The 22,474-nt window shown below is 40.4% G+C and carries 26 protein-coding genes; 8 read left to right on the top strand and 18 right to left on the bottom strand.

Translation table 11 applies throughout. The annotated features are described in order from the left end of the window. Positions 1-13 precede the first annotated feature (13 nt). The 5 genes from JK635_RS09190 to JK635_RS09170 form a co-directional block, all read right to left on the bottom strand. Positions 14-940 (bottom strand): ABC transporter ATP-binding protein, encoded by a 927-nt coding sequence (locus JK635_RS09190; RefSeq protein WP_202653662.1) that lies wholly within the window; start codon positions 938-940, stop codon positions 14-16. Next, positions 927-1,949 carry an ABC transporter ATP-binding protein gene (locus tag JK635_RS09185; RefSeq protein WP_202653661.1) on the bottom strand — a complete coding sequence of 341 codons (1,023 nt, stop codon included), beginning with the start codon at positions 1,947-1,949 and terminating at the stop codon, positions 927-929. The genes JK635_RS09190 and JK635_RS09185 overlap by 14 nt, the downstream gene beginning before the upstream one ends. 198 nt (positions 1,950-2,147) lie before the next feature. Then, positions 2,148-2,933, bottom strand: a complete 786-nt coding sequence (locus JK635_RS09180; protein ID WP_202653660.1) for a DUF2268 domain-containing putative Zn-dependent protease — start codon at positions 2,931-2,933, stop codon at positions 2,148-2,150. Between the two features lie 151 nt (positions 2,934-3,084). After that, a complete protein-coding gene (gene fabF, locus JK635_RS09175) occupies positions 3,085-4,323 on the bottom strand; it encodes a beta-ketoacyl-ACP synthase II (protein ID WP_202653659.1) in 1,239 nt (412 codons plus the stop codon). Positions 4,324-4,385: 62 nt separating this feature from the next. Beyond that, positions 4,386-5,318, bottom strand: coding sequence for a beta-ketoacyl-ACP synthase III (locus JK635_RS09170; RefSeq protein ID WP_202653658.1), 933 nt, complete (start codon positions 5,316-5,318; stop codon positions 4,386-4,388). A 198-nt stretch (positions 5,319-5,516) separates the two neighbouring features. Here JK635_RS09170 and JK635_RS09165 point away from each other — a divergent pair, with 198 nt between their 5' ends. After that, positions 5,517-5,852 (top strand): hypothetical protein, encoded by a 336-nt coding sequence (locus tag JK635_RS09165; RefSeq protein WP_202653657.1) that lies wholly within the window; start codon positions 5,517-5,519, stop codon positions 5,850-5,852. 67 nt (positions 5,853-5,919) lie between these two features. On the opposite strand, the gene JK635_RS09160 is transcribed toward JK635_RS09165, so the two are convergent. Together JK635_RS09160 and JK635_RS09155 are read right to left on the bottom strand one after the other, a co-directional pair. Continuing rightward, the gene (locus JK635_RS09160) at positions 5,920-6,741 is read right to left on the bottom strand and encodes a hypothetical protein (RefSeq protein ID WP_202653656.1); all 822 of its coding nucleotides are present in this window, start codon (positions 6,739-6,741) and stop codon (positions 5,920-5,922) included. A 77-nt stretch (positions 6,742-6,818) separates the two neighbouring features. Beyond that, positions 6,819-7,541, bottom strand: coding sequence for an alpha/beta fold hydrolase (locus JK635_RS09155; RefSeq protein WP_202653655.1), 723 nt, complete (start codon positions 7,539-7,541; stop codon positions 6,819-6,821). A 165-nt stretch (positions 7,542-7,706) separates the two neighbouring features. Here JK635_RS09155 and JK635_RS09150 point away from each other — a divergent pair, with 165 nt between their 5' ends. Then, entirely contained in the window at positions 7,707-7,889 is a 183-nt protein-coding gene (locus JK635_RS09150; RefSeq protein ID WP_202653654.1) for a YjzD family protein, read from the top strand. A gap of 124 nt (positions 7,890-8,013) precedes the next feature. On the opposite strand, the gene clpB is transcribed toward JK635_RS09150, so the two are convergent. Together clpB and JK635_RS09140 are read right to left on the bottom strand one after the other, a co-directional pair. Continuing rightward, positions 8,014-10,611, bottom strand: a complete 2,598-nt coding sequence (gene clpB, locus JK635_RS09145; protein ID WP_308078959.1) for an ATP-dependent chaperone ClpB — start codon at positions 10,609-10,611, stop codon at positions 8,014-8,016. 110 nt (positions 10,612-10,721) lie between these two features. After that, a complete protein-coding gene (locus JK635_RS09140) occupies positions 10,722-10,901 on the bottom strand; it encodes a YjzC family protein (RefSeq protein ID WP_202653653.1) in 180 nt (59 codons plus the stop codon). A gap of 253 nt (positions 10,902-11,154) precedes the next feature. Between JK635_RS09140 and JK635_RS09135 the strand changes: the two genes are divergently transcribed. Further along, positions 11,155-11,850, top strand: coding sequence for a Crp/Fnr family transcriptional regulator (locus tag JK635_RS09135; RefSeq protein ID WP_202653652.1), 696 nt, complete (start codon positions 11,155-11,157; stop codon positions 11,848-11,850). A 63-nt stretch (positions 11,851-11,913) separates the two neighbouring features. On the opposite strand, the gene mobB is transcribed toward JK635_RS09135, so the two are convergent. Both mobB and JK635_RS09125 read right to left on the bottom strand, forming a co-directional pair. Further along, entirely contained in the window at positions 11,914-12,453 is a 540-nt protein-coding gene (gene mobB / locus JK635_RS09130) for a molybdopterin-guanine dinucleotide biosynthesis protein B (RefSeq protein WP_202653651.1), read from the bottom strand. Beyond that, positions 12,441-13,706, bottom strand: coding sequence for a molybdopterin molybdotransferase MoeA (locus tag JK635_RS09125; RefSeq protein ID WP_202653650.1), 1,266 nt, complete (start codon positions 13,704-13,706; stop codon positions 12,441-12,443). Before JK635_RS09125 ends, mobB begins: the two co-directional genes overlap by 13 nt. 195 nt (positions 13,707-13,901) lie before the next feature. On the opposite strand from JK635_RS09125, the gene ric reads away from it, so the two are divergent. Beyond that, the gene (gene ric / locus JK635_RS09120) at positions 13,902-14,597 is read left to right on the top strand and encodes an iron-sulfur cluster repair di-iron protein (protein ID WP_202653649.1); all 696 of its coding nucleotides are present in this window, start codon (positions 13,902-13,904) and stop codon (positions 14,595-14,597) included. A gap of 67 nt (positions 14,598-14,664) precedes the next feature. Here ric and moaA read toward each other — a convergent pair whose 3' ends face one another. The 4 genes from moaA to JK635_RS09100 all read right to left on the bottom strand — a co-directional run bounded on the left by moaA (position 14,665) and on the right by JK635_RS09100 (position 17,856). Next, complete coding sequence (moaA, locus tag JK635_RS09115) at positions 14,665-15,681, bottom strand: GTP 3',8-cyclase MoaA (RefSeq protein ID WP_202653648.1); 1,017 nt, start codon at positions 15,679-15,681, stop codon at positions 14,665-14,667. Positions 15,682-15,847: 166 nt separating this feature from the next. Further along, on the bottom strand, positions 15,848-16,972 hold the full coding sequence (locus JK635_RS09110) for a TIGR04053 family radical SAM/SPASM domain-containing protein (protein WP_202653647.1): 1,125 nt from the start codon (positions 16,970-16,972) through the stop codon (positions 15,848-15,850). A 222-nt stretch (positions 16,973-17,194) separates the two neighbouring features. Then, positions 17,195-17,533 carry a DsrE family protein gene (locus JK635_RS09105; RefSeq protein ID WP_202653646.1) on the bottom strand — a complete coding sequence of 113 codons (339 nt, stop codon included), beginning with the start codon at positions 17,531-17,533 and terminating at the stop codon, positions 17,195-17,197. 14 nt (positions 17,534-17,547) lie between these two features. Continuing rightward, complete coding sequence (locus tag JK635_RS09100) at positions 17,548-17,856, bottom strand: metal-sulfur cluster assembly factor (RefSeq protein WP_202653645.1); 309 nt, start codon at positions 17,854-17,856, stop codon at positions 17,548-17,550. A gap of 228 nt (positions 17,857-18,084) precedes the next feature. On the opposite strand from JK635_RS09100, the gene JK635_RS09095 reads away from it, so the two are divergent. The 3 genes from JK635_RS09095 to JK635_RS09085 all read left to right on the top strand — a co-directional run bounded on the left by JK635_RS09095 (position 18,085) and on the right by JK635_RS09085 (position 19,349). Beyond that, positions 18,085-18,897, top strand: coding sequence for a Cof-type HAD-IIB family hydrolase (locus JK635_RS09095; RefSeq protein WP_202653644.1), 813 nt, complete (start codon positions 18,085-18,087; stop codon positions 18,895-18,897). Positions 18,898-19,008: 111 nt separating this feature from the next. Beyond that, complete coding sequence (locus JK635_RS09090; RefSeq protein WP_202653643.1) at positions 19,009-19,161, top strand: hypothetical protein; 153 nt, start codon at positions 19,009-19,011, stop codon at positions 19,159-19,161. Positions 19,162-19,163: 2 nt separating this feature from the next. After that, on the top strand, positions 19,164-19,349 hold the full coding sequence (locus JK635_RS09085) for a DUF3813 domain-containing protein (protein WP_202653642.1): 186 nt from the start codon (positions 19,164-19,166) through the stop codon (positions 19,347-19,349). Between the two features lie 49 nt (positions 19,350-19,398). Here the strand turns inward: JK635_RS09085 and JK635_RS09080 are convergent, their stop codons facing one another. Beyond that, positions 19,399-20,238, bottom strand: coding sequence for a YitT family protein (locus tag JK635_RS09080; protein WP_202653641.1), 840 nt, complete (start codon positions 20,236-20,238; stop codon positions 19,399-19,401). 108 nt (positions 20,239-20,346) lie between these two features. Here JK635_RS09080 and JK635_RS09075 point away from each other — a divergent pair, with 108 nt between their 5' ends. Beyond that, positions 20,347-21,204: a DegV family protein gene (locus tag JK635_RS09075; protein WP_202653640.1), complete on the top strand. Its 858-nt coding sequence runs from the start codon at positions 20,347-20,349 to the stop codon at positions 21,202-21,204. 72 nt (positions 21,205-21,276) lie between these two features. Here JK635_RS09075 and JK635_RS09070 read toward each other — a convergent pair whose 3' ends face one another. Together JK635_RS09070 and JK635_RS09065 are read right to left on the bottom strand one after the other, a co-directional pair. Continuing rightward, the gene (locus tag JK635_RS09070) at positions 21,277-21,408 is read right to left on the bottom strand and encodes a DUF3941 domain-containing protein (RefSeq protein ID WP_202653639.1); all 132 of its coding nucleotides are present in this window, start codon (positions 21,406-21,408) and stop codon (positions 21,277-21,279) included. Positions 21,409-21,478: 70 nt separating this feature from the next. Further along, positions 21,479-22,345: a CvfB family protein gene (locus JK635_RS09065; RefSeq protein WP_202653638.1), complete on the bottom strand. Its 867-nt coding sequence runs from the start codon at positions 22,343-22,345 to the stop codon at positions 21,479-21,481. Positions 22,346-22,474 lie beyond the last annotated feature (129 nt).

Genomic DNA, 22,474 nt, shown 5'->3' with positions numbered 1-22,474 from the left:
TATAATCCCCTCTCTACGGTAATGCGACTAAATGTGTATCCGATATTGGTTTAAGATTATATACTTTTCCCTCAGCATTAAAATATTTATCATAGGAATTTTTATATTCAGAATTAATTTCCTGGCGTAATTTCATTTGATTTTCCCTGTTTTCGGGATTTATATCCGGGATCGCCGAGATTAATCTCTTTGTATAGATATGCTGTGGATTCGTATAAATATCCCGGCTCGTGCCTTCCTCGACAAACTGACCGCGGTACATGATTCCAATACGGTCACACATATGCTGAATAATGCCTAAATCATGACTTATGAAAAGATAGGTTAAATTGAACTCTTTCTGAATATCCTGCATAAAATTTAACACTTGAGCCTGTACGGAGACGTCAAGAGCCGAAACGGGTTCATCAGCAATGATCAGCTTTGGCTTTAATGTTAAAGCTCGAGCGATACCAATTCTCTGCCTTTGCCCGCCGGAAAATTCATGCGGATAATTATAGATAGCTTCGGGGTTTAAACCTACTTTTTCTAAATAAAACTGCACTTTTTTCTTTTCTTCTGCCGGAGATAGTCTTTCAAAGTTGCGTAGAGGTTCAGCAACAATATCCAGTACCCGTTTCCTTGGATTTAAAGAAGAATAGGGATCTTGAAAGATCATTTGAATGTCCTTGCGATGCTGATTGAAATCACGGCGATTCATCTTTAAAAGATCCTGGTTTTCAAATAGAACTTCCCCGGAAGTAGCTTTGATCAGTCCCATAATCGTTCTGCCGGTTGTGGTTTTGCCGCAGCCCGATTCGCCAACGAGGCCATAGGTTTCTCCCTGATTTAATTCAAAGCTGATGTCATCAACTGCTTTTACATGGGCTACTACTCTTCGAAAAAAACCACCGCGGATTGGATAATAGACTTTTAGATTGTTCACTTTAAGAAATGCCATAGTTCATATCTCCTACATCTTCATCTGAAAAGTGGAAATTTTTATAACATGTACATCTTACATAATGATTTGGACTAACTTCGCGCAATAGTGGGTTTACTTCATGTTCCTTGTCGCCAATCCATTTAATACGATCTTTAAATCGGCACCCTGATCTTGGCAAATTTTTTAGGGAAGGAACAATTCCTTGAATCACATGCAGTCGATCTTTGGTTGATGTCGATGATGGAATAGAATTGAATAGAGACCTTGTATAAGGATGTAATGGATTTTTAAACAAAGTATGAACATCTGCTATTTCGACTATTTCCCCGGCATACATGACGGCAACACGATCGGCCATTTCTGCGACAACACCAAGGTCGTGGGTGATAAGGATGATCCCGGTTTTAGTCTGGTTTTGCAGATCCTTCAGTAAATCCATAATTTGTGCCTGGATAGTTACATCCAAAGCAGTGGTAGGCTCATCGGCAATGACCAGCAGCGGATCACAGGCAACTGCGATCGCAATTACTACACGCTGACGCATACCACCGGATAACTCATGAGGATATTGTTTATAAGTTCGTTCCGGATTCGGTATTCCTACTTTTTTCAAAAGCTCAATTGTACGTTTCCTTTTTGCTTCACTGGACATATTGGTATGTACCGTCATACTCTCTTCTATTTGTTTTCCACAGGTCATTAATGGATTAAGGGCAGTTAGCGGATCTTGGAAAATCATCCCAATTTCTTTTCCTCTAACCTTATTCATCTCATTAGTGGAAAGAGATAGTAAATTTTTTCCTTTGAAATTGATCTTTCCTTCAAGCTTTGTTCTTTCTTGTGGATGCAATCCCATAATAGACATAGCCAATGCACTTTTTCCGCATCCTGATTCTCCCACAATTGCAACCACTTCATTCTCATTAACTGTCAACGAGACATCATCAACTGCTGCAAAATAATCGTCTCCGATTCGAAAGGAAGTACGGAGATTTTGAATTTGTAATAGTGGTTGATTACTCAATGTGAATCCCCCTAAACGGTTATTCTATAAAATTTTTCTCAGAAAAAAATTCCACTTTTTATTTTTTGTTTGATAATTCTTATATTTAAATAGAATTTTATTACGGAATTATTACAATTGCAAGACTTTTTTTATAACAACAGCAATTGCAAAACTTCAAATAAATAAAAAAGCCCCATTTTATGGGCTTCTCTACTGTTATATTTCCATTTTTTCGATAAAATTCGCTGCTGGAATGTTAAAAGATAGTTTTGTAGAATAATTTTCTGATTTAAAAAAATTCCTTACAATATTATACCCGGCAGCATATCCAAGCAATGCTGGTATCCTTCCACCGCCATAGAGGAGCTCATCATGAATCCTTTCTGTTTTTTTCTTACCCAGTTGTTTCTTTAGAAAATGATTCCAAAATAAGGATAATTCTCTTTCCGAATAAATATGACACCAATTAGCTACATACTCTTTGCCGCAATTTTTTAAGACGGCATATTCAGCCAGCCCTTCAATGATAATCGAGTCCAGTAATGTATAATCTTCCATCTTTTTATTTAATGCCCGAAGTCTGCATACATGATGATATTCATGAACAATGAGTGCTTCAAGTTCCTTTGGATCATCATAATGCGACAAAAACAGGAACATTTTATCCGGAAATGAAACCCCTGCTTTATTTCTTACTTCCTGTCTGAAAAAAATCCCCCCTTTTTGCTCCAAGGGAAAGATAAATATAGGTATATTAGTTCCTGACCACTTGGTTTTATATTTAAAAAATATTTTCTCGACCTGATTCCAGATATTATTTTCAATCATTGATTCCAAATTTTTCTGTGTCCGCCAACCTGGTCGGTACATCCCGTATTTTAACAGCAGATTGTATATCTCATTTGCTTTCAGCCCTTTAAAGTAGGGAAGGAGCGATTCACAGATTTTGACCGGACGGTCGAAGTCCTCTTTCAACCATTCATCTGTCCGGATAATCCCCATTTTGAGCACCCCATTTACGTTTAGTTAACTATTTTTAGTTTATGACTGAGTTAAAGGGATGTTCGGGAAGACGGAGATTTAACGGTATAGATTGAACTCCTGAAAAAAATCCCCACCCATGGCGTGTGTGAGCCTTTTGGTGGGGATTTTTTTATTCATATTTTTTAAATACGATTGTTGCGTTATGGCCGCCGAAGCCTAATGAGTTACTCATCGCTGCCTTAATTTCCTTCGGACGGGCTGCATTTGTTACATAGTCAAGATCACAATCCGGATCAGGGGTTTGATAATTAATCGTTGGCGGCAGGATACCATCCTTCATCGCCAAGACAGTAAAAATTGCTTCTACTCCCCCCGCCGCACCGAGCAAATGGCCAGTCATTGATTTCGTTGAGCTCATTGCAACTTTATAGGCATGGTCACCTAATACTTCTTTTACAGCAAGGGTTTCAAATTTATCATTATATTCCGTACTTGTACCATGGGCATTAATGTAATCAATATCCTCTGGATTTAATCCTGAATCGGTAATTGCCATTCTCATCGCCCGGGCACCTCCCTCGCCATTTGGAGCTGGAGCTGTTATATGATAGGCATCTCCAGTGGCTCCATAGCCAACAATTTCAGCGTAAATTTTAGCACCACGGGCTAAGGCATGCTCTAATTCTTCAAGAACGACAATCCCTGCACCCTCTCCAATCACAAAGCCATCACGGTTTTTATCGAATGGTCTGCTTGCGGTTTGTGGATCCGGATTGGTGGAAAGTGCCGTATTGGCACAGAAACCGGCGACAGACATCCGAGTGATTGGTGCCTCCGCCCCGCCTGTAATCATAACATCAGCGTCTCCACGCTGAATTACTTTAAAGGCGTCTCCAATCGAATTTGTTCCCGTTGCACAGGCGGTCACGGTGCAGGAATTAAAGCCTTTTGCTCCAAGGGTGATTGAAACCTGACCGGTGGCCATGTCTGGAATTAACATGGGTACGAAGAATGGACTGACACGCTTATACCCTCTTTTTTGAAAGATTTCAAATTGCTGTTCAAACGTCTCCATCCCACCAATGCCGGAACCAATCCATACTCCGACACGATGAGCATTCTCTTCATTAATCGTTAAGGTGGCATCCTTAACTGCCATAATTGCGCTGGCAACAGCAAATTGCGTAAATCGATCCATTTTTCTAGCGTCTTTTTTTTCCATAAACAGTTCCGGATTAAAATCTTTTACTTCGGCCGCAACCTTAGCCGGATATTCATCAGCATTAACCCTTGTTAAAGGACCAACCCCCGATTTACCGGCCAAAATTCCTTTCCAAGTTGTTTCAACATCGTTTCCAAGTGGTGTTACCGCTCCAACGCCTGTTACGACAACTCTACGTTTTTCCATTTGTGCATCTCCTTTACCAAGCATTTACAAAAAGTTGAATTTCACAAAGTAGTTGAACTTTACTATTTACCCCAGCGGATGGCAATGGCTCCCCAGGTTAGGCCGCCGCCAAATCCGACCATCACAATAATGTCATCATCTTTAATTCTACCTGCTTCCAAATCTTCAATGAGTGAAACCGGGATGGATGCAGCTGATGTATTGCCGTATTTATTTACAGTTTTGGACATTTTTTCTTCCGGAAGCTCTAATCTTTGTCGTGAAGCCTCCATGATCCTTATGTTAGCTTGGTGAGGGATCAGAAAATCAACATCTTCTTTTTTCAATCCCGCTTTTTCCAATACATGAATACAACTCTCACCCATTTGTCTTACGGCAAATTTAAATACTTCGCGACCGTTCATAATGATATATTCGTCTTGGTATAAATGTTTTCCTCCCGTTCCATCGGCCCCTAATTCAAAAGCCAGGATGCCGCGATTTTCCGAAACAGGACCAACGATCGCGGCTCCGGCAGCATCGCCAAATAGAACGGCAGTATTGCGGTCTGTCCAATCGGTGATTTTCGAAAGCTTCTCAACACCGACAACCAAAATATACTTATAAACGCCGGATTCAATGAATTGTTTGGCGGTTACCAATCCATACATAAAACCGGCACAGGCGGCACTAATATCCATTGCAGCCGCTTTTTTTGCTCCCAGCCGCTCTTGAATTCTACAGGCAACTGATGGGAAAGGCGAATCAGGTGTAACCGTCGCAACCAAAATTAAATCGATTTCTTCAGGCGTTATAGCTGCATTTTCAATCGCCTGTTGGGCCGCGAAAAAGGCCATATCCGAGGTATTAATATCGTCAGCTGCGATCCGCCGCTCTTCAATGCCTGTTCGTGTTCGAATCCACTCGTCGGTGGTGTCCATCATTTTTTCCAAATCATGATTAGTAAGTACTTTTTCAGGTAAATACCTGCCCATACCGACAATACCTGCTTTCATTTTTCCAACTCCTTTAAATTTAAAAACAGATCATATTCTAAGATTTAACATCAATTATTATGACTTGGTACTAATTTTATCAAATTAAACATTCATTTCGCAACTGTTTCCACTCTCCTATTTCCGCTAATGTACATTCCGATTGAGTCATTCGTTCATATTTTAATGAGTAGGATGCAGTGAAAAGGAGGACTTTTGATGGATGACAAGGAAATAAATGATCTTGAGGAGCAGATTGAGCCAGAGAATTTTGCAGGCCTGGAGGAATCGAATGATCAATATGATAAACCAGATCGACAACAGGATGTTGCCGACCCCTTTACTACTTTAATGTTTGGTCCAAAGAGAGCAGAACAGTTATCAAGACAGTTCCCCGCTCAGCAGCCAATAGACCTTCCTCCAACTAAGCAAAATGATATTGACCTGGAAGCCTTAATCGTTAATATCGATACACTAATCGAGTCTGTCCGCGGATTAAAGCCTTTATTTCAACAGGTGTACCCGCATATTGAAAAGTTCTGGAAAAAGAAATAAAGCTGCCCTATTTTTGAGCGGGCAGCTTTATGTTGTTATATCATTCAACTAGCTTTGGAGTACAAGGTTAAACTTGGTTTTTATAATAATATTTCACATGCTCCTCTTGTTTGGTAATGGCCTCAGGAAATGGGGTTAAGTTTTTCAAAGAAACTTTGCGAATTTGGGCATCAATTGGCAGGGAACGAGGGTTAACGGTTAACGCTATTTTTTCTTTTACATACGCGGCGCATTGTTCCTGATATTGTTTGCTGCCGCTTTCCAGTAGAAAATGACCTGGTTCACCTGATTCAATCAGGTCAAAAATAGCCTCCGCAACATCGGTAACATATAAAGTATCTTCAGTCCATTCCCGTTCCGATAATGAAATAGTCCCTTCCTGCGATGAGGAGATAATCGCTTGGTGAAATAGAAATACCGGCGGCTGCCACGGACCGAAAACCGCCGGAAGATAAATATATAGTGTATGATTAACGCACTCCCGCGTTTGTTCAAGAAACTCATCTATATAACGGATATTTTCGCACAATTTCTGTATTGGGATGAGGATCACCATTTTTGTATGATCTTTATTCTGTTTTACATATTGCGTTACTGGCTCAAAAACAACTTGTAATAGTGACTCTTCCTGCTCCATGTAAAGATCATATAGTGAAAAAATAACTATTTGTTCCTTATTAATATCCTCATCCATATGAATGTTTAACTGTGAGATGGAAATTTCGGTAAAATTTGCATTTCGGCCAATTTCCAGTTTTTTATCCTCCAGAAATGGATCGGACTTTGCTGCAAGAGGAATGCCGGTAACTTCAATTCCTTTATTCAATAATGATTGACAGAGCTCAAAGCCTACAAAATGATAACTACCGACAATTACGGCCTTGTCCATAAGTTTTACCTCCTCAATCTAACCTTAGTGTATCGTATGCGACTCACGAAGGAATTATTTCTACTGAGGAGGTGGGATTATAGTTCTGATTCATTTAGTTGATAAAAGTCGATGCAAATTTTTCCGATCCGTTGTTTTTTTTCAGGAACGATAAAGGTTGGGTTAGTTGTTAATGATTGCAAGAGGTTCTTATATTGTTTAGCCTGATTATAAGATCTGCCCCCTGCGAGGACATGAATAACCTTTACCGATATTTTTTCAGGGAGTTGAATCTGGTCACTCAACTGGGCAATTTTAGCTTCAAGCTCTTTTTGCTCCATTTGATAAGCTGCCGTTAGTTCTCTAATGAGTTTTTTATAAAAAAATTTATGCTCTTTTTCCTGCTCAAGTTGGTGTTTTAAAGATAAGATCGGGTTAATGAGGATGATCGACCTTATTGATTCACCCATTTTTTCAATAAGCTTTAGTGCAACAAGTGCTCCCATTCCTTCTGCTAAAATATGAATCTTGGTATTAAGAATCTCGCTGCGAATGACTTTCTCATAAACCCGCTGGGCCAGATCAACAGCATGTTGGCTTCCCCAGTGCCGACCATACAGATTCGAGGAAAAAATGGTGTACCCTGCATCTTTCAGCTCATTTAAGATAGCTTGTTTACCTTCATTTTGCGTCCAAAAGCATTTGCTCTCTTCAACAAAATGTCTTTCGTCACCAATGATGAAAACCGCAAATCCAGTAGGTCTTTCAGGGTAATAAATAATATTCCATTGGGTATCCATCATAAACGCTCGACTTTCCATCGGTAAATCTCCTTTTACATATTTCCTCACCATATTGTATGTTGGTTCACAAAAGATGTAAGGGAGTTAGCCTAATTTTTAGGATAAACCGTTGGATCTATATGTTTATTATTTTGAATGGATATGGTAATATTATAAAGGATTGAAATAGGTAGGTGAAAAATCTTGCGTTATTTTTGGACATTCTTTTGGTCGTTTTTTCTAGTTGAAATGCTTGCATACGTAGTTAGTTCGATGAAAGGTGCCGAATTTGACTTTGTAACTGCAGCTGTCATCTCTGTAGTCGTTTCGATCTTTGTTTTCATTGTGGGTGCAGTTATTCCAAATCAGCCGGTAGAAAAACATTGAACAAAAAGGTCTTCCATTTTATGATGGAAGACCTTTTTAATTGATTATTTTTTAGCTAATAAGAAAGCATAAATTCAACTACGCCTCATGAACCGTCCTAAAAGATTCGCCAATCGGCGAGTTTTCATTTATTAATTTGGATTGCCAGTTTACCATTTTCAGTAATAATCTCAACTTGCGACCCATCGTAGACATTTCCGGCAATTATTTCACGGGCAAGCATTGTTTCAATATTTCGTTGAATATAACGCTTCAATGGTCTCGCTCCATAATTTGGATCAAATCCATTTACAGCAATAAATTCCTTTGCATCCTCGGCAACCGAAATATGAATTTGCTGTTCTTTTAATCTGTTTTCGAGCTCCTTTAACATCTTGACAACAATTTTCTTAATTTCCGTTAAGGCTAATGGTTTGAACAGGATGGTCTCATCAACCCGATTTAAGAACTCTGGCCGGAAATGGGCTCTTAATTGACTCATCACCTGTGCCCTTGCCGCTTCCGAAATCTCAATTTCATTTTCTGTTCGCTCGAGTAAAAATTGTGAACCAATGTTAGATGTCATAATAATAACCGTATTTTTAAAATCTACCACCCGCCCTTGCGAGTCGGTAATACGGCCATCATCTAAAGCCTGCAGGAGGATATTAAATACTTCCGGATGAGCCTTCTCAATTTCGTCCATTAAGATAACGGAATAAGGTCTTCTTCTGACAGCTTCTGTCAACTGCCCACCTTCTTCATATCCCACATAACCAGGTGGTGCGCCGATTAACCGGGAAACGGCGTGCTTCTCCATATATTCAGACATATCAATCCTGATGATGTGCTCCTCACTGTCAAATAAAGATTCAGCTAACGCTTTGGCCAATTCTGTTTTTCCTACCCCTGTCGGTCCGAGAAATAAGAAGGAACCGATTGGCCGGTTTGGATCTTTAATTCCGGCCCGAGCCCGCAATACGGCATCGGCAACAAGATTGACGGCCTCATCTTGACCAATTACCCTTTCATGGAGAATCGATTCCAATCTCAACAGTTTTTCTCGTTCCCCTTCCACTAATTTTGCGAGCGGGATACCTGTCCATCTTGAAACAATATTGGAAATTTCCTCACCAGTAACCTCTTCCCGCAGCAGCTTATCATCCTTTTGCGCAGCCGTTTCCAGCTCTTTAAGTTCTTTCTCGGCTGTTGGAATCAGGCCGTGACGGAGCTCGGCAGCCCGATTTAAATCATATTTATCTTCCGCTTGTTCAAGTTCGCGGCGGAGTTTTTCAATTTGCTCACGTTTTTCCTGTAATTTCGTAATATTTTGTTTCTCCTCCAGCCATTTTGCCTTCATTGTATTGGCCTGTTCTTTTAAATCCGCCAGTTCTTTTTGCAAACTCACCAGCCGTTGTTTACTAACCTCATCTTGTTCCTTTTTTAAGGCCGCTTCTTCAATTTCCAACTGCATCACCCGGCGTGTTACTTCATCCAACTCTGTCGGCATCGAATCAATCTCGGTACGGATCATCGCACATGCTTCATCAACGAGGTCGATGGCTTTATCCGGTAAAAAGCGATCGCTGATATAACGGTCAGATAAAGTTGCCGCTGCGACTAAGGCATGGTCATGAATTTTTACCCCATGATGCACCTCAAATCGTTCCTTTAAGCCCCTTAAAATCGAGATTGTATCTTCCACCGTCGGTTCTTGGACTAATACCTGTTGAAATCTCCGCTCTAATGCCGGGTCTTTTTCAATATATTTTCGATGTTCATCCAGCGTTGTGGCACCAATACAATGCAGCTCACCACGAGCGAGCATCGGCTTTAGCATATTTCCGGCATCCATTGCCCCGTCTGTTCGTCCGGCGCCAACAATTGTATGAATTTCATCAATGAACAACAATATTTGCCCTTCGCTTTTTTTAATTTCATTTAAAACAGCTTTTAACCTTTCTTCAAATTCCCCTCTAAACTTTGCACCGGCAATGAGTGAACTCATATCAAGCGCAAAAATGGTTTTATCTTTTAATCCTTCAGGTACATCTTTTCTAACAATTCTTTGCGCCAAGCCCTCGACAATGGCCGTTTTTCCAACGCCAGGTTCACCGATTAACACAGGATTATTTTTTGTCTTCCGTGATAAAATTCGAATCACATTACGGATTTCCGCATCCCTGCCGATCACCGGATCCAGCTTACCCGCCTTTACCTCTGCGACAAGATCCCTTCCGTACTTTTTCAACGCATCGTATCCAGATTCCGGATTTTGTGATGTCACCCTTTGATTCCCCCTTATCTCTTTTATTGTTTTGAGAATGTCTTCGGCAGAACGGCCATAGGATTGGATGATTTTTTTTAATTCGGATTCACTTGCATTAACAGCAGCTAACAGAATATGTTCGACGGAAATATACTCATCGGAGAAATTTTTGGCAAATTCCTCAGCATTAACCAATAACTTTTGCATTTTATTAGTGATATAAAGTTTTCCCTGCTCAGCTCCACTCCCGCTAACTTCAGGCTTTTTCGCTAGTGACTTTAATAAACGTTCCTTCACTTCTTGCGAAGGGACTCCAGTTCGTTCCAATATCATGGAAATCAAGCTATCCTCTTGATCGATTAAGCACAAGAATAAATGGGCCTCATCAATTTCTTGGTGATTCTTTTTAATTGCTAATGTCTGTGCGTCCATAATCCCTTGTTGCAGCCGCTCTGTCATCCGGTTTATATCCACATTTTTCACATCCTTTGACCTTTTTTGACCTATTAACTTTATTATAGAAAATCCTCCATTAAAAGTAAAAGATAAAGCCATCCATTTTGGGATGACTTTATCTTTTTCTATCATGGTTTCCTTTGATAGGTCCAAACCCTCTCATCATTCGAGTTTTCTGGAAATGGATCTCCGGCTTTAAGCTTTATTTTTTTAGGGTTAATCACATTGCTCCCTGTATCTCCGACTTCAATATAGACACCGTTATTCGGTGCCTTGTCTCCCGGTTTAAATTGTCGATTTTGTCCCATTTTCATCCCTCCTTATTATTAACATTTGTAGTATTACCTTTTAATATCGGTCCAATAAAGGAATTTCTTTCAATTTGACTAACGAATCGACATTATTTCCTAAGAAATACTTTTTATGAAGATTATATGAATTTATTCTACAATTATTGCTATTTATTCCTTGTAAACAATATACTTATGGTAATATCATGTTAATTTCACCGAACAGTTTCATTTTCAGGCCTGATTCGTACCTGTAAAGGTGGTTAAAATTATGCAACAGTCAATCAATGAAATTCCAGTTACACTCTCACGTCTTTTTGAACTGGTTCACTACGTTAAAAAAATGAAAAAAGGGGACTTCTTATTCCGGGAGGGAAGTCATGCTGAGGAACTATTTATTGTCCAAAGCGGTGTCCTTCAACTGAGTAAAATTATCCCCGATGGCCGGGAGCTTACTTTAAGAATGTGCAGCCATGGTGATTTTATCGGCGAGTTAAACTTGTTCTCTTCTTCGCCGCGGTATTTATTAAGTGCTCGTGTCGCCGAGAGTGGTGAAGTAGCGGTTATTATGAGAGAGGAACTCGAGAAAAAATTATCAGAGGATCTTCCCCTTTCTTTTGAATTCATCCAATGGATGAGCCTGCAATCGCGAAAAACACAAACAAAGTTTCGTGATCTTGTTTTGTACGGAAAAAAAGGGGCCTTATACTCAACCTTAATACGTCTTTGCAACAGCTATGGAATCACTGCCAGCAATGGGATAGTCATTGACTTGCCGTTGACGAATCAGGAATTAGCCAATTTCTGCGGTACCTCGAGGGAGGTAGTAAACCGGCTGCTCAGTGATTTGAAAAAACATGAAATTATCTCGATTGCAAAGGGTACGATTACAGTTCACGATGTAGAGTATTTAAAACAAGAAGTTGACTGTGAGGATTGCCCAGTAGAAATTTGTAAGATTGATTAACCTTTTTATATAAAAAATCGGCCCGAGTGGCCGATTTTTTCCTTTACCTGATTTAGTATTCTGCTACTTATTCTTATGTACAGCATCGGTACATCTCTCGACAATAAATTGTTCGGCAGATCGATCATTTATGGAAAAGCATGGAAGATCGAACCATCCTTTGACCAAATCCTTTATTTCTTCCTGCCAGTATATGACCGCCTTAATGTTTGTCAACCTATGCAATAAATCGACATCGCCGATTTCTTTTAGTAATACCACCTTCGGATATCCCGAAAACTTATGACCTTCAATCAAAATCAAATCGGGATGGAAGAAATCTAACAGTTGTATTTGCTCTGGCAAACTTAATTCCTGTCCTTCTGCCTGAAGAAGCAAGCGGCCATCACCAGCTGTGATCGCTGCTATAGCACCGGCACTGACATGTTTACTGGAATCCTTGTGTTCCAGGACATCCGGTTTTCCTCCATGACCGTGATGTTTGATGACTGCTGTTTTTACCCCATTATTAGCTAGGGTTGCTATTAATTTCCTAATAAACGTTGTTTTCCCGCTATTTTGAAAACCAACAACTTGAAATACAACAGCATTTACCAAGGCCATTCACTACCAGTCTGATCTTCAAGCAAGAGTACCGTAACTTCACTGCCCGCGGTAAAACCTCTCGTCCCCCCAGGCAGTATCGTCAAAGCATTAGCCCCAGAAAGGCTCATAATAATATTTGATTTATCTAATCCGCTAGGGACCACCTTTAATCTTCCATCCTCCAAATAGACGGTGCTGCGGACCAATCTTGTAAATGGATTCGCCTTTGGAAAGTCTACTTCAAGGATTGCTTTTTCCTTTCTTAGATGTGGCTTTGGCGAACAAAGGGCGATTCGAATAACGGGTCTAACAAACAATTCAAACCCGACATAACATGCTGATGGATTGCCGGAAAGTCCAAATAACAGCTTGCCGTTATGACGGGCAACGGTTGTCACACTGCCAGGACGCATGGCTACTTTATTAAAAAGGACTTCAGCGCCTAATTTTTGATAAATTTCCGGAAGAAAGTCATAATCGCCAACAGACACTCCTCCTGTCGTAATCAGAAAATCTACTTTATCGATTGCATTCTTCACTGCCGTAAAACACGTATCAAATTCATCCGGAAGTTTACCGAAGTAACGACAGGTTCCCCCGGATCTGGCAATTTGTGCTGCAATCATATAGGAGTTACTATTACGAATTTTTCCGGGCACTAAAGGCTCATCAACTTCCAGTAATTCGGTACCGGTAGCAAATAGACCAACAAGCGGCTTTTTAGCCACTGGTACTTGGTTGTAGCCAAAAGTCGCAAGCATAGCTTGAATTCCTGGGTTAATCGATATTCCTTTTTTGACAAGTACCTCTCCCTCCTTGGCATCCTCTCCTCTGAAAGAAACGTTTTCGCCCTTTTTAATGCTGCGCTTAATAGACATAAAAGGAACTTCGTTTTTTTCGTACGTATGTGCCACTTCAAACATAACGACCGCATCGGCTCCTTCAGGCATCATCGCACCGGTCATAATCCGGACTGCCTGGTTCCTGCTGACTATTTTTGCAGAAACTGCTCCTGCACCAATGTGATCAATCACTTCGAATTCAACCGGGTTGGATATGCCCGCCCCTTCAGTGTCGATCGAACGGATAGCAAACCCATCATACGGTGATCGGTCAAAATGGGGAACATCATGGGTGGCTGTTAAATCCGCAGCCAAAAAACGACCATAACTTTCCTCAATGGGAACATGCTCAATTACTGCTTGGTGTGGAAAAGCAATAATTTTTTTTACTGCATCTGCAATTGGAATGGGTTGTCTTCTTTCAAACAATTTCATCGGCTCCTATCTCAACAGTTCAAAATCTCAATATTCATTATAACCCTATAATTTGAAAACGCTAATGGATTTCACAAAGAAGAAAAAAACATAGCAAAAGTGTGATGCCGGTCACCTTGTTTTTTACTCGTTTGGATTATGATTATGTTAGTAATTATTAAACTTTACGATTCAAAGGAGGATTTCCTAATGTCTTTTCCATTTACAGCTGATTCTTTAGTTAGAGATATAGTGAATGAATTACCTAAAACAAGCGATATCTTTAAAAAGAAGCGCATCGATTTTTGCTGTGGCGGAAATATCCCTTTATCACAGGCAGTTTCCCAACGTGGGCTTGATATCGATACAGTGCTGGAAGAATTAAAAGAAGTTTTCGAAAAATACCAAGATGAAGAAAAAGATGTAACCGTTTGGACCGATTCTAATTCTGACACCATTATCGATTATGTGATTGAAAATTATCATCGAGTATCTGAAGAAGAATTAAAGAACCTTAGCCCCTATGTGACGAAGGTTTCCCGCGTTCATGGTGATAATCATCCAGAGCTTTTAAAGGTCTATGAGCTTTTTAATGAATTCAAGAAAGAGTTGCTTGAGCATATGGAAAAAGAAGAGGCAACCGTCTTTCCGTTAATTAGACAGCTTGAAAAGGGAACAATTGAAAATCGTCAAGAAGCAATCAATCAGATTGTTGAGCTTGAAAAAGAACATGACCAATGCGGTGAGATTTTAAGACAAATCCGCTCCATTACTTCCGACTATGCTTTACCGCTTGACGCTTGCGGTACCTATCGTTTAGTTTATGCCCGGTTGGAGGCATTAGAAGGATTAACCTTTATGCATGTCCATCTCGAAAATAATATTTTGTTTCCGAGATATATGTAGTGAATAATGAGCCTGCCAGTATATCTGCAGGCTCATTTTTTAACTAAAATGATAGTGAATTCTGTTTTTAGCCGCCAATGTAAGACATTTCAATTTTCTTGCGGTCGTTGTTAATCCCAGCAGTTCGTTCATCGGAATATCGGTCATCGCGTCCATTCCAAATGGTGCTAATCCGCTCAGATAATTGTTCATCCGTAGCGCCATTCCGCATAAAATTGCGGATATCATGGCCATTTCCGTTAAATAGACAAGTAAAAATTTGTCCATTGGCAGACAGTCTGGCACGAGTACAGCTTGAGCAAAAAGATTCAGACACTGAAGTAATAAACCCTACATTGATGTTCTGATCCTTGTAGCGGTAAAGTTTGGCAACTTCTCCATAATAAGCAGGAGTAACAGGCTCCAGCTCGAAATGTTGTTCTAACAGTTCATAGATTTGCCGTTTGGTGACAACATCATCCATTTTCCAGCCATTTGTCGAACCGACATCCATAAATTCAATATAACGAAGTTCTAAGCCGTTCGCTTTGCAATATTTTGCCATCGGAATAATTTCTGATTCATTTAACCCTTTCTTAACCACCATATTAATTTTGATTCGAAGTCCTGCTTGCTTTGCTGCTTCTATACCGGCAAGTACCGGACCAATTGCGACTCCTCGCCCGTTTATTTTTCCAAAAAGCTTGTCATCCAAGCTGTCCAGACTAATATTTACTCGCTGTAAACCAGCCTTCTTTAACTCCCAGGCTAATTTTGGTAAAAGGACACCATTCGTCGTTAAGGCAAGGTCAGCTAATCCGTCTATTTGGGCAAGCTTTTCTACCAGAGTTGGTAAATCCCGTCTTAACAGCGGTTCACCACCGGTCAGGCGGATTTTTTCGACCCCCAATTGAACAAATATATTGGCAACTCTCACAATCTCTTCATATGTCAGCAAAGCACTTCGAGGTAAGAATTCAAAATCAGGACCAAACTGATCAGCAGGCATACAATATTGACAGCGAAAATTACAGCGGTCAATAACTGAGATTCTTAAGTCCCGTAAAGGTCTGGTTAATTTATCCTTGATAATGGTTTTTTCCATTGAATTCAACTCCGTTATATTAAAGAAACGTGTTATCACTATTGTATCAAATGATGACAAAAAAAAGACTAATACTTTAAACACTATGATAATATTTTTATTGACTTATGATAAAAGATGGTGGGTTCTTGAGCGCCCGACCATCTTTTATTCATGATATTTCTCTTTATTGTCCTTGCTTTTCCCTTAATGCCTTAGGAATATAAACGCAGAATGGTTCACTTTCGAGGTAGTCTCCGGTCATGGCGTAGGCTCTTGACCTTGACCCGCCGCAGACATAGCGGAATTCACAAACACCGCATTTGCCCTTAAAGCCATCCGGATTTCTTAGTGCCTTGAAAATGGGGGACTCCCGATAAATTTCCGCAAGCGGAGTTTCCCGAACATTTCCAGCCTTAACCGGGAGCAAACCACTCGGATAAACATCGCCAATGTGGGAAATAAATACAAAGCCGTTCCCATCATTAACGCCTTTCGGTGCCCTGCCTAAGCCATCAATCGATCCGGTCAGCCCTTTTTCGGTTAATGCCGCTAGATAATCGATTTCGTTAGTCTTCGCTTTCGCTTCCCGCATTTTCTGCTGAATGACAACTCGACGATAGTGCATTGCTTCGGTTGTTTTAATATCAAACGAAACTTGCTTACTAAGATCATACAGCCAGCGCAGCACCTTTTCATGCTCTACCGGAGATATCATGTCAGATACCTGCCCTCTCCCTGTTGGTACGAGGAAAAAAACGCTCCAAAGGACGCAATTTAACTCTTCCACTAATTTTGCCATTTCCTCCAGATGCTCATAATTATACCTGGAGACAACGGTATTGATCTGAATTGGCATTTCCAGCTCATGTAAATACTTTATCCTTTCGATCGTCAGGTCAAACGAGCCAGCTGTCCCGCGAAAATGGTCATGGATCTCGGCAGTGGGTCCATCTAGACTAAAGGCCCAGCGAGAAAGACCAACCTCTTTCGCTTTACGCATCGCTTCAAGCGTCACATTTGGGGTTGCACTAGGTGTCATCGAAACCCGTACCCCTTTATCGACCGCGTATTTAGCAATGTCGAATACATCCTGCCGCATCAGCGGGTCACCACCAGTAAACACAAGCAGCGGATTATTCATTTCATATATTTGATCGATTAAGTTTTTTCCTTCTTCAAAGGTTAACTCCCTGGGATCTCTTGTATATTGTGCATCGGCACGACAATGCAGACACTTTAATTGACAAGCCCGGGTCAATTCCCAAATGACAATAAACGGATCTTTATTAAAGTCCCGGCTAAAATCCATTTCAAACGCCTCCTAATACGGCTATTTCGGCCAAAATTGCCTTAATATCCAATATTATAAAGCTGTTTATGCTTGGGAAAAGTGAACTATCTCACACTTTCGCCAGATTGGGAATTCCCGCCAAAATCTGCTATCTGCGAGTTTGTAAAGCGGTTCATGTTCATGGAAACCGTTAAGTAGACAAGGAAGGAATTAAGTAAAAACAGCAGTAGAAACTGCTGTTTAGGAAATGGTTAATACCTCATATTTTGCGGCCAGTTCAATAAAATCTCCCATGCCGCTTATCTTACCGACGGTTAATTTTTCACTGACCCCATAATGGTCGGCACATGTTTTACACGCTAAAATAGCGACACCCTTTTGCTCAAGTTCTTTTAAGTGGACGGAAACGAGTGACTCTTCTGTCATCGTCAAGACCCCGCTGTTCATGCAAAAAACAGCCGCAGGAAGGTCGTCCCTTTGCTTTAAAATCGTGAAAAATGTTTCTAAAATGTTTTCTCCTAAGATTTGATCGCCCCCGCCAAGCTGATTGGAGCTGACTAAGATCACTTTATTATTCATGTAACTGTAACTCCTTAGCGAATTCCTAAAGCAATTTTTGCATAGCGTGACATCATGTCCTTATTCCATGGCGGATTCCAAACAATGTTGACATCCACATCTTTAATTTCGGGGATATCCGCCAATGCCCTTTTCACTTGATCTACGATTGTTCCAGCAAGCGGACAACCCATTGCTGTTAACGTCATTGTAACAGTCAAAATGCCTTCGTCATCCATTTCCAGGTTGTAAACCAAACCTAAGTTAACAATATCTATGCCAAGCTCAGGATCAATAACAAGCTCCAGAGCCCCCATTATATTCTCTTTTAATTCCTCATTCATGTTTTCTTCACTCCTTTTATATCTATATATCCTATTATATCAAAAGAACTTTTTTCCATCACACAGATACGGTTTCCTAGCAGCTGAGTGTGAATTTTTTTACAGTCCCGATATAAAATTGTTAACATAGTGTTTAAAGGAAAATAAATTTCCTGTCAGTAGTTTAACATGAAATTGCGTTTTTTCCTAAAGCAATGCATAATGGACTAAAAGTGAGGGAGTCTTCTAATGGTACAAAGACACTTAATTGCCTTAGATTTAGATGGAACATTATTGAAAAATGATAAAACCATTTCGCCGAAAACCAAAAAGGTACTGCAAAAAGCAAAAGAAGAAGGTCATTTGGTGATGATTGCAACCGGAAGACCATATCGTTCAAGCGAAATGTATTATCGGGAATTGCAATTGGATACGCCAATTGTCAACTTTAACGGTGCCTTTACCCATCATCCGCAGCAGGCAAACTGGGGATTTTATCATGAACCGCTAGATGTAAAGGTGGCTAAAGACATCGTTGAGGCATGCAGCAGCTTTCAATTGCATAACATTATTGCCGAGGTCATCGACGATGTTTATTTTCACTATCATGACGAGAAATTGCTGGAAATTTTTAGTTATGGCAATCCGAAAATTACTACCGGAGATTTAATACGTTATCTCCATGACTCACCGACGAGCATGCTGATCCATACAGAAGAGGATCAACTGCAAAAAATTCGTGACCACTTGTCAAGTGTTCATGCAGAAGTAATTGAACAGCGCAGCTGGGCAACGCCATGGAATGTGATTGAAATTATTAAAGCTGGTTTAAATAAGGCGGTCGGATTAAAAAAAGCTGCTGATTACTATGGAATTCCGGCAGAAAGAGTGATTGCTTTTGGTGACGAAGACAATGATTTAGAAATGATTGAATATGCCGGCCATGGAATTGCGATGGGAAACGCGATTGATCAACTGAAAAATATCGCTAATGACGTCACCTTGCCAAACGAAGATGATGGGGTTGCGTCATACCTTGAAGATTTGTTAAAGCTAAAATAACTAGTTGGTCGCCATTGTTTACCTAAATGAATCGTCCTTTAATCGTGCATACTAGACTTGAGACAGCAGCGCTGTTTCAAAAGAGCTTTTAAGCATATTGGAGGGATTCGAATGGGTAGATCGAACAAATCGCGACGCTTTGTCCAGCAGGGAAAGGATTCCGTTACCAAGCATGCTGAAAGGATTCCTTACAAAATGACCTATGCTGAAGCTGAGGCTCGGAAAATGGCCAATGAAGATAACTCCTCATTTGGAGGATTTTAACAATGGGTAACCAATTATTCCAAGATGCCCGAAGATTTGTTGAGATGGCAAAATCTGCCGACCCTGCCGACCGTGAGAGTGCTGTGTCAAAAGCAAAAAATGCTCTGCGTTCTGCTTTTGCCAACTCCACTTTTGCGGAACAAAGACAGCTCCAAGAAATGCAACAAGAGCTTGATCAAATCACTTAAAGAGAAAAGCAGGTACACCCTAAAACATGGTGCACCTGCTTTTCTTCTATTATTCCTTTCGGAAGAATCCGTAAACTCCTGTTGTTTGGACAATGTTGGTAAAGGCATTTGGGTCCACTTCGTGGATCACCCTTTCCAAATCAAACAGCTCGTAACGTGTAATGACAATCATCAGCATATCTCTTGTTTCGTTTGAAAAGGCTCCCTTAGCCGGAATCATCGTGATTCCGCGGACAAGTTTGGCATGGATCGCCTTTTTCATCTCTTCCGCCTTTTTCGTAATAATAAAGGCCGTCAGTTTGGCATGACTTGTATGAATAGCATCGACCACTCTTGTTGAAGCGTATAAGAAAACAAGCGTATAAAGTGCTTTTTCCCAACCGTAAACAAATCCTGCCGTGACAATAATAACGCCATTTAAGGCAAACATATAAGGTCCTATCGGTTTATCTTTCGATCTCGATAATACCAATGCGATAATATCAAGTCCGCCAGTTGATGCCCCCCATTTTAATGTAATCCCTACTCCGACTGCAAGAATGACCCCGCCAAAAACAGCATTTAGCAAAATATCATGTGACATTTGCTTGACCGGAATCAAGTCGATAAAGATCGACGACAGGGCAACACTAATAATACTATAAATCGTAAATGATTTGCCAACCTTTTTCCAGCCGAGGATCGCAACTGGAATGTTCAGCAGGACTAATAGTAAGCCAATTGATAAATGTATTGGCGTGTAATCGGATAAAATTTTTGAGAGTAATTGGGCAATTCCGGTAAAACCACTAGAATATACATTTGCAGGTATAAGAAATAAGTTCATTGCCAGCGCCGTTAAAAAAGCACCGGTGATCACAATGGCGATTTTTTTTATTTCCAGCCACATATGAAATTCCCCCTTTATTTTCTGAGATGTTAGTTAGATAATTGTTTTTTTTACCTGAAACCGATAAACTTAAAATTATAGAAATTTCGTTGAAAGCAGGTGAGCAACATGCAAGTTAAAATTCTAGCTGACAGCGCATGTGATTTACCCAAAAGTTTTTACCAACAACATAATGTTACACTTATTCCATTAAATGTCCACATAAATGGTGAAGAATATGAAGATGTTAAAAACATTGATCCTAAAACCGTTTATACTGCGATTCGCAATGGGATCGTCCCGAAAACATCGCAAGCCTCTCCACTCTTATTCGAACAAGTTTTTACAGAGATGGCGGAAAAAAATGAAGATGGTATCTATATTGCTTTTTCCTCACAATTGTCGGGAACATATTCTACCGCTGTTATGATTCTTGACCAAGTCAAGGAAAAATATCCGAACTTTCACTTAACCATTATTGATACAAAATGTGCCTCATTGGGACAGGGACTTATTGTTATGGAAGCGGCAAGACAGGCAGCCGCCAATGTCCCGAAAGAAGAGATTGTCGAGGATATAAAATTTAGAGCCCTTCATATGGAACATCTCTTTACCGTGGAGGATTTAGATTATTTGGCAAAGGGGGGCAGACTCTCAAAAGCATCGGCCTTTCTGGGAGGTTTATTGAATATTAAGCCCATCTTAAATGTCGAAGATGGAAAGCTTGTTCCGATTGAAAAAATTCGTGGTCAAAAGAAGGTGTTTCGCCGGATCATTGAACTGATGAAAGAACGCGGCAGCAACCTTGATCAACAAATAATCGGCATCAGCCATGCTGATACCGAGGAAACAGCGCTTGAAGTAAAAGCGATGATTGAAGCGGAATTTCATCCTAAAGAAGTTTATGTTTCCTCGATTGGCGCTGCCATCGGTGCTCATACCGGTGCAGGTACGGTTTCGATATTCTTTCTAAACCAATTGCCATAAGAAGAAAAAAGCGGAGGCGCCTCGATTAAATTAAGGGCGACAAGTAAAGGAGTGAGGCGGTACCTCACTCCTTTACTTATGGTCGGTCTTTTTCGAGTACTGATTTTTCCCGGCTTGGCGGTTTCTTTCGCGAATCATATTTTTTTCATGACGTAATGCGTTGTTGTCCTGTGCCTTCTTATCATTATCTGACGTATGTGGCAAAACGACCTACCCCTTTCAAATGCTGTCAATATTAGTGTCTGTCATTTTGAAAAAGGATATGTGCCAGACTTTAACTATTTTTCTTTTCATATGTCCAGCTGCCTTCTTGATATACCTTTCCCTCTTTCATCAATTTTCCCAATGCCCGTTTGAAAGCTGCCTTGCTTAAACCAAAACGTTCCTTTATATCCTCCGGCATACTTTTATCCGTATACGGCATGGCTCCATTTCTGCTTATCAAATATTCATAAATACGGGCGGCATCCAATTCCAGCGAATCCTGTTTACGGGCAAGGAGTGACACATTAATCGTTCCATCCTCTTTAATATCAATAATTCGCCCCTCCACCTTTTCACCGAGACGAGGTTCTTGGTTTCGTTGTGATTCATGAATGAAGCCCTTAAAGCCTTCAAGGGTATAGATCCAGCTGCCTACTTTAGCTGTTCGGTAAATATACCCCTGAATATTTTTATTAAAGCTTGACCGCGTTGCTTTTGTGGAAATCGACTGAATCACTTGATCACTGGCAAGCTTTGCATATAAGAGATAACTGCGGTTTACCCGAAGTGTGATGTAGAGCATATCGCCCGTTTCCGGCCAGACTGATTTATGGACCGGAAGATCATCCTTCCCCAGCAAAATATCCTTTTGCAAACCAATATTCAAAAACACACCAATATCCGGTTTTACATCCGTCACCTTCACCCATGCATAGTGTCCGATGGAGACCTCAGGAATCACAGTTGAAGCTGTAGGTCTCCCTTCAGAATCGACATAAAGAAAAACCTCAACTTGTTCCCCCTCTTCCAATTGTTGATCCGTTTCATTTTTATGTAATAAAACATCTTCCTTTCCATCTGTTAAAAAATAGCCGAAGGGCGCTTTACGTGCCACGGTTAAAATGGTAGTTTGACCGACTAATTCTTTTAATGTCAATGATAACTCCCCTTTCCTTTTGGAGCTTCCTTTAGGTTGTAAAACTAGTGCTTATTTTACTATAATGAAGCCATGAAGGGAAACTTTTACGGATGAAAGTTCTTATAATGTGCTAAAAAATGGAGGGCT

It is taken from the genome of Neobacillus paridis (assembly GCF_016765675.1).
Classification (GTDB): domain Bacteria; phylum Bacillota; class Bacilli; order Bacillales; family Cytobacillaceae; genus Neobacillus; species Neobacillus paridis.
The sequence above is the reverse complement of the archived record's forward strand: the minus strand, read 5'-3'. Positions and strand labels throughout refer to the sequence as shown.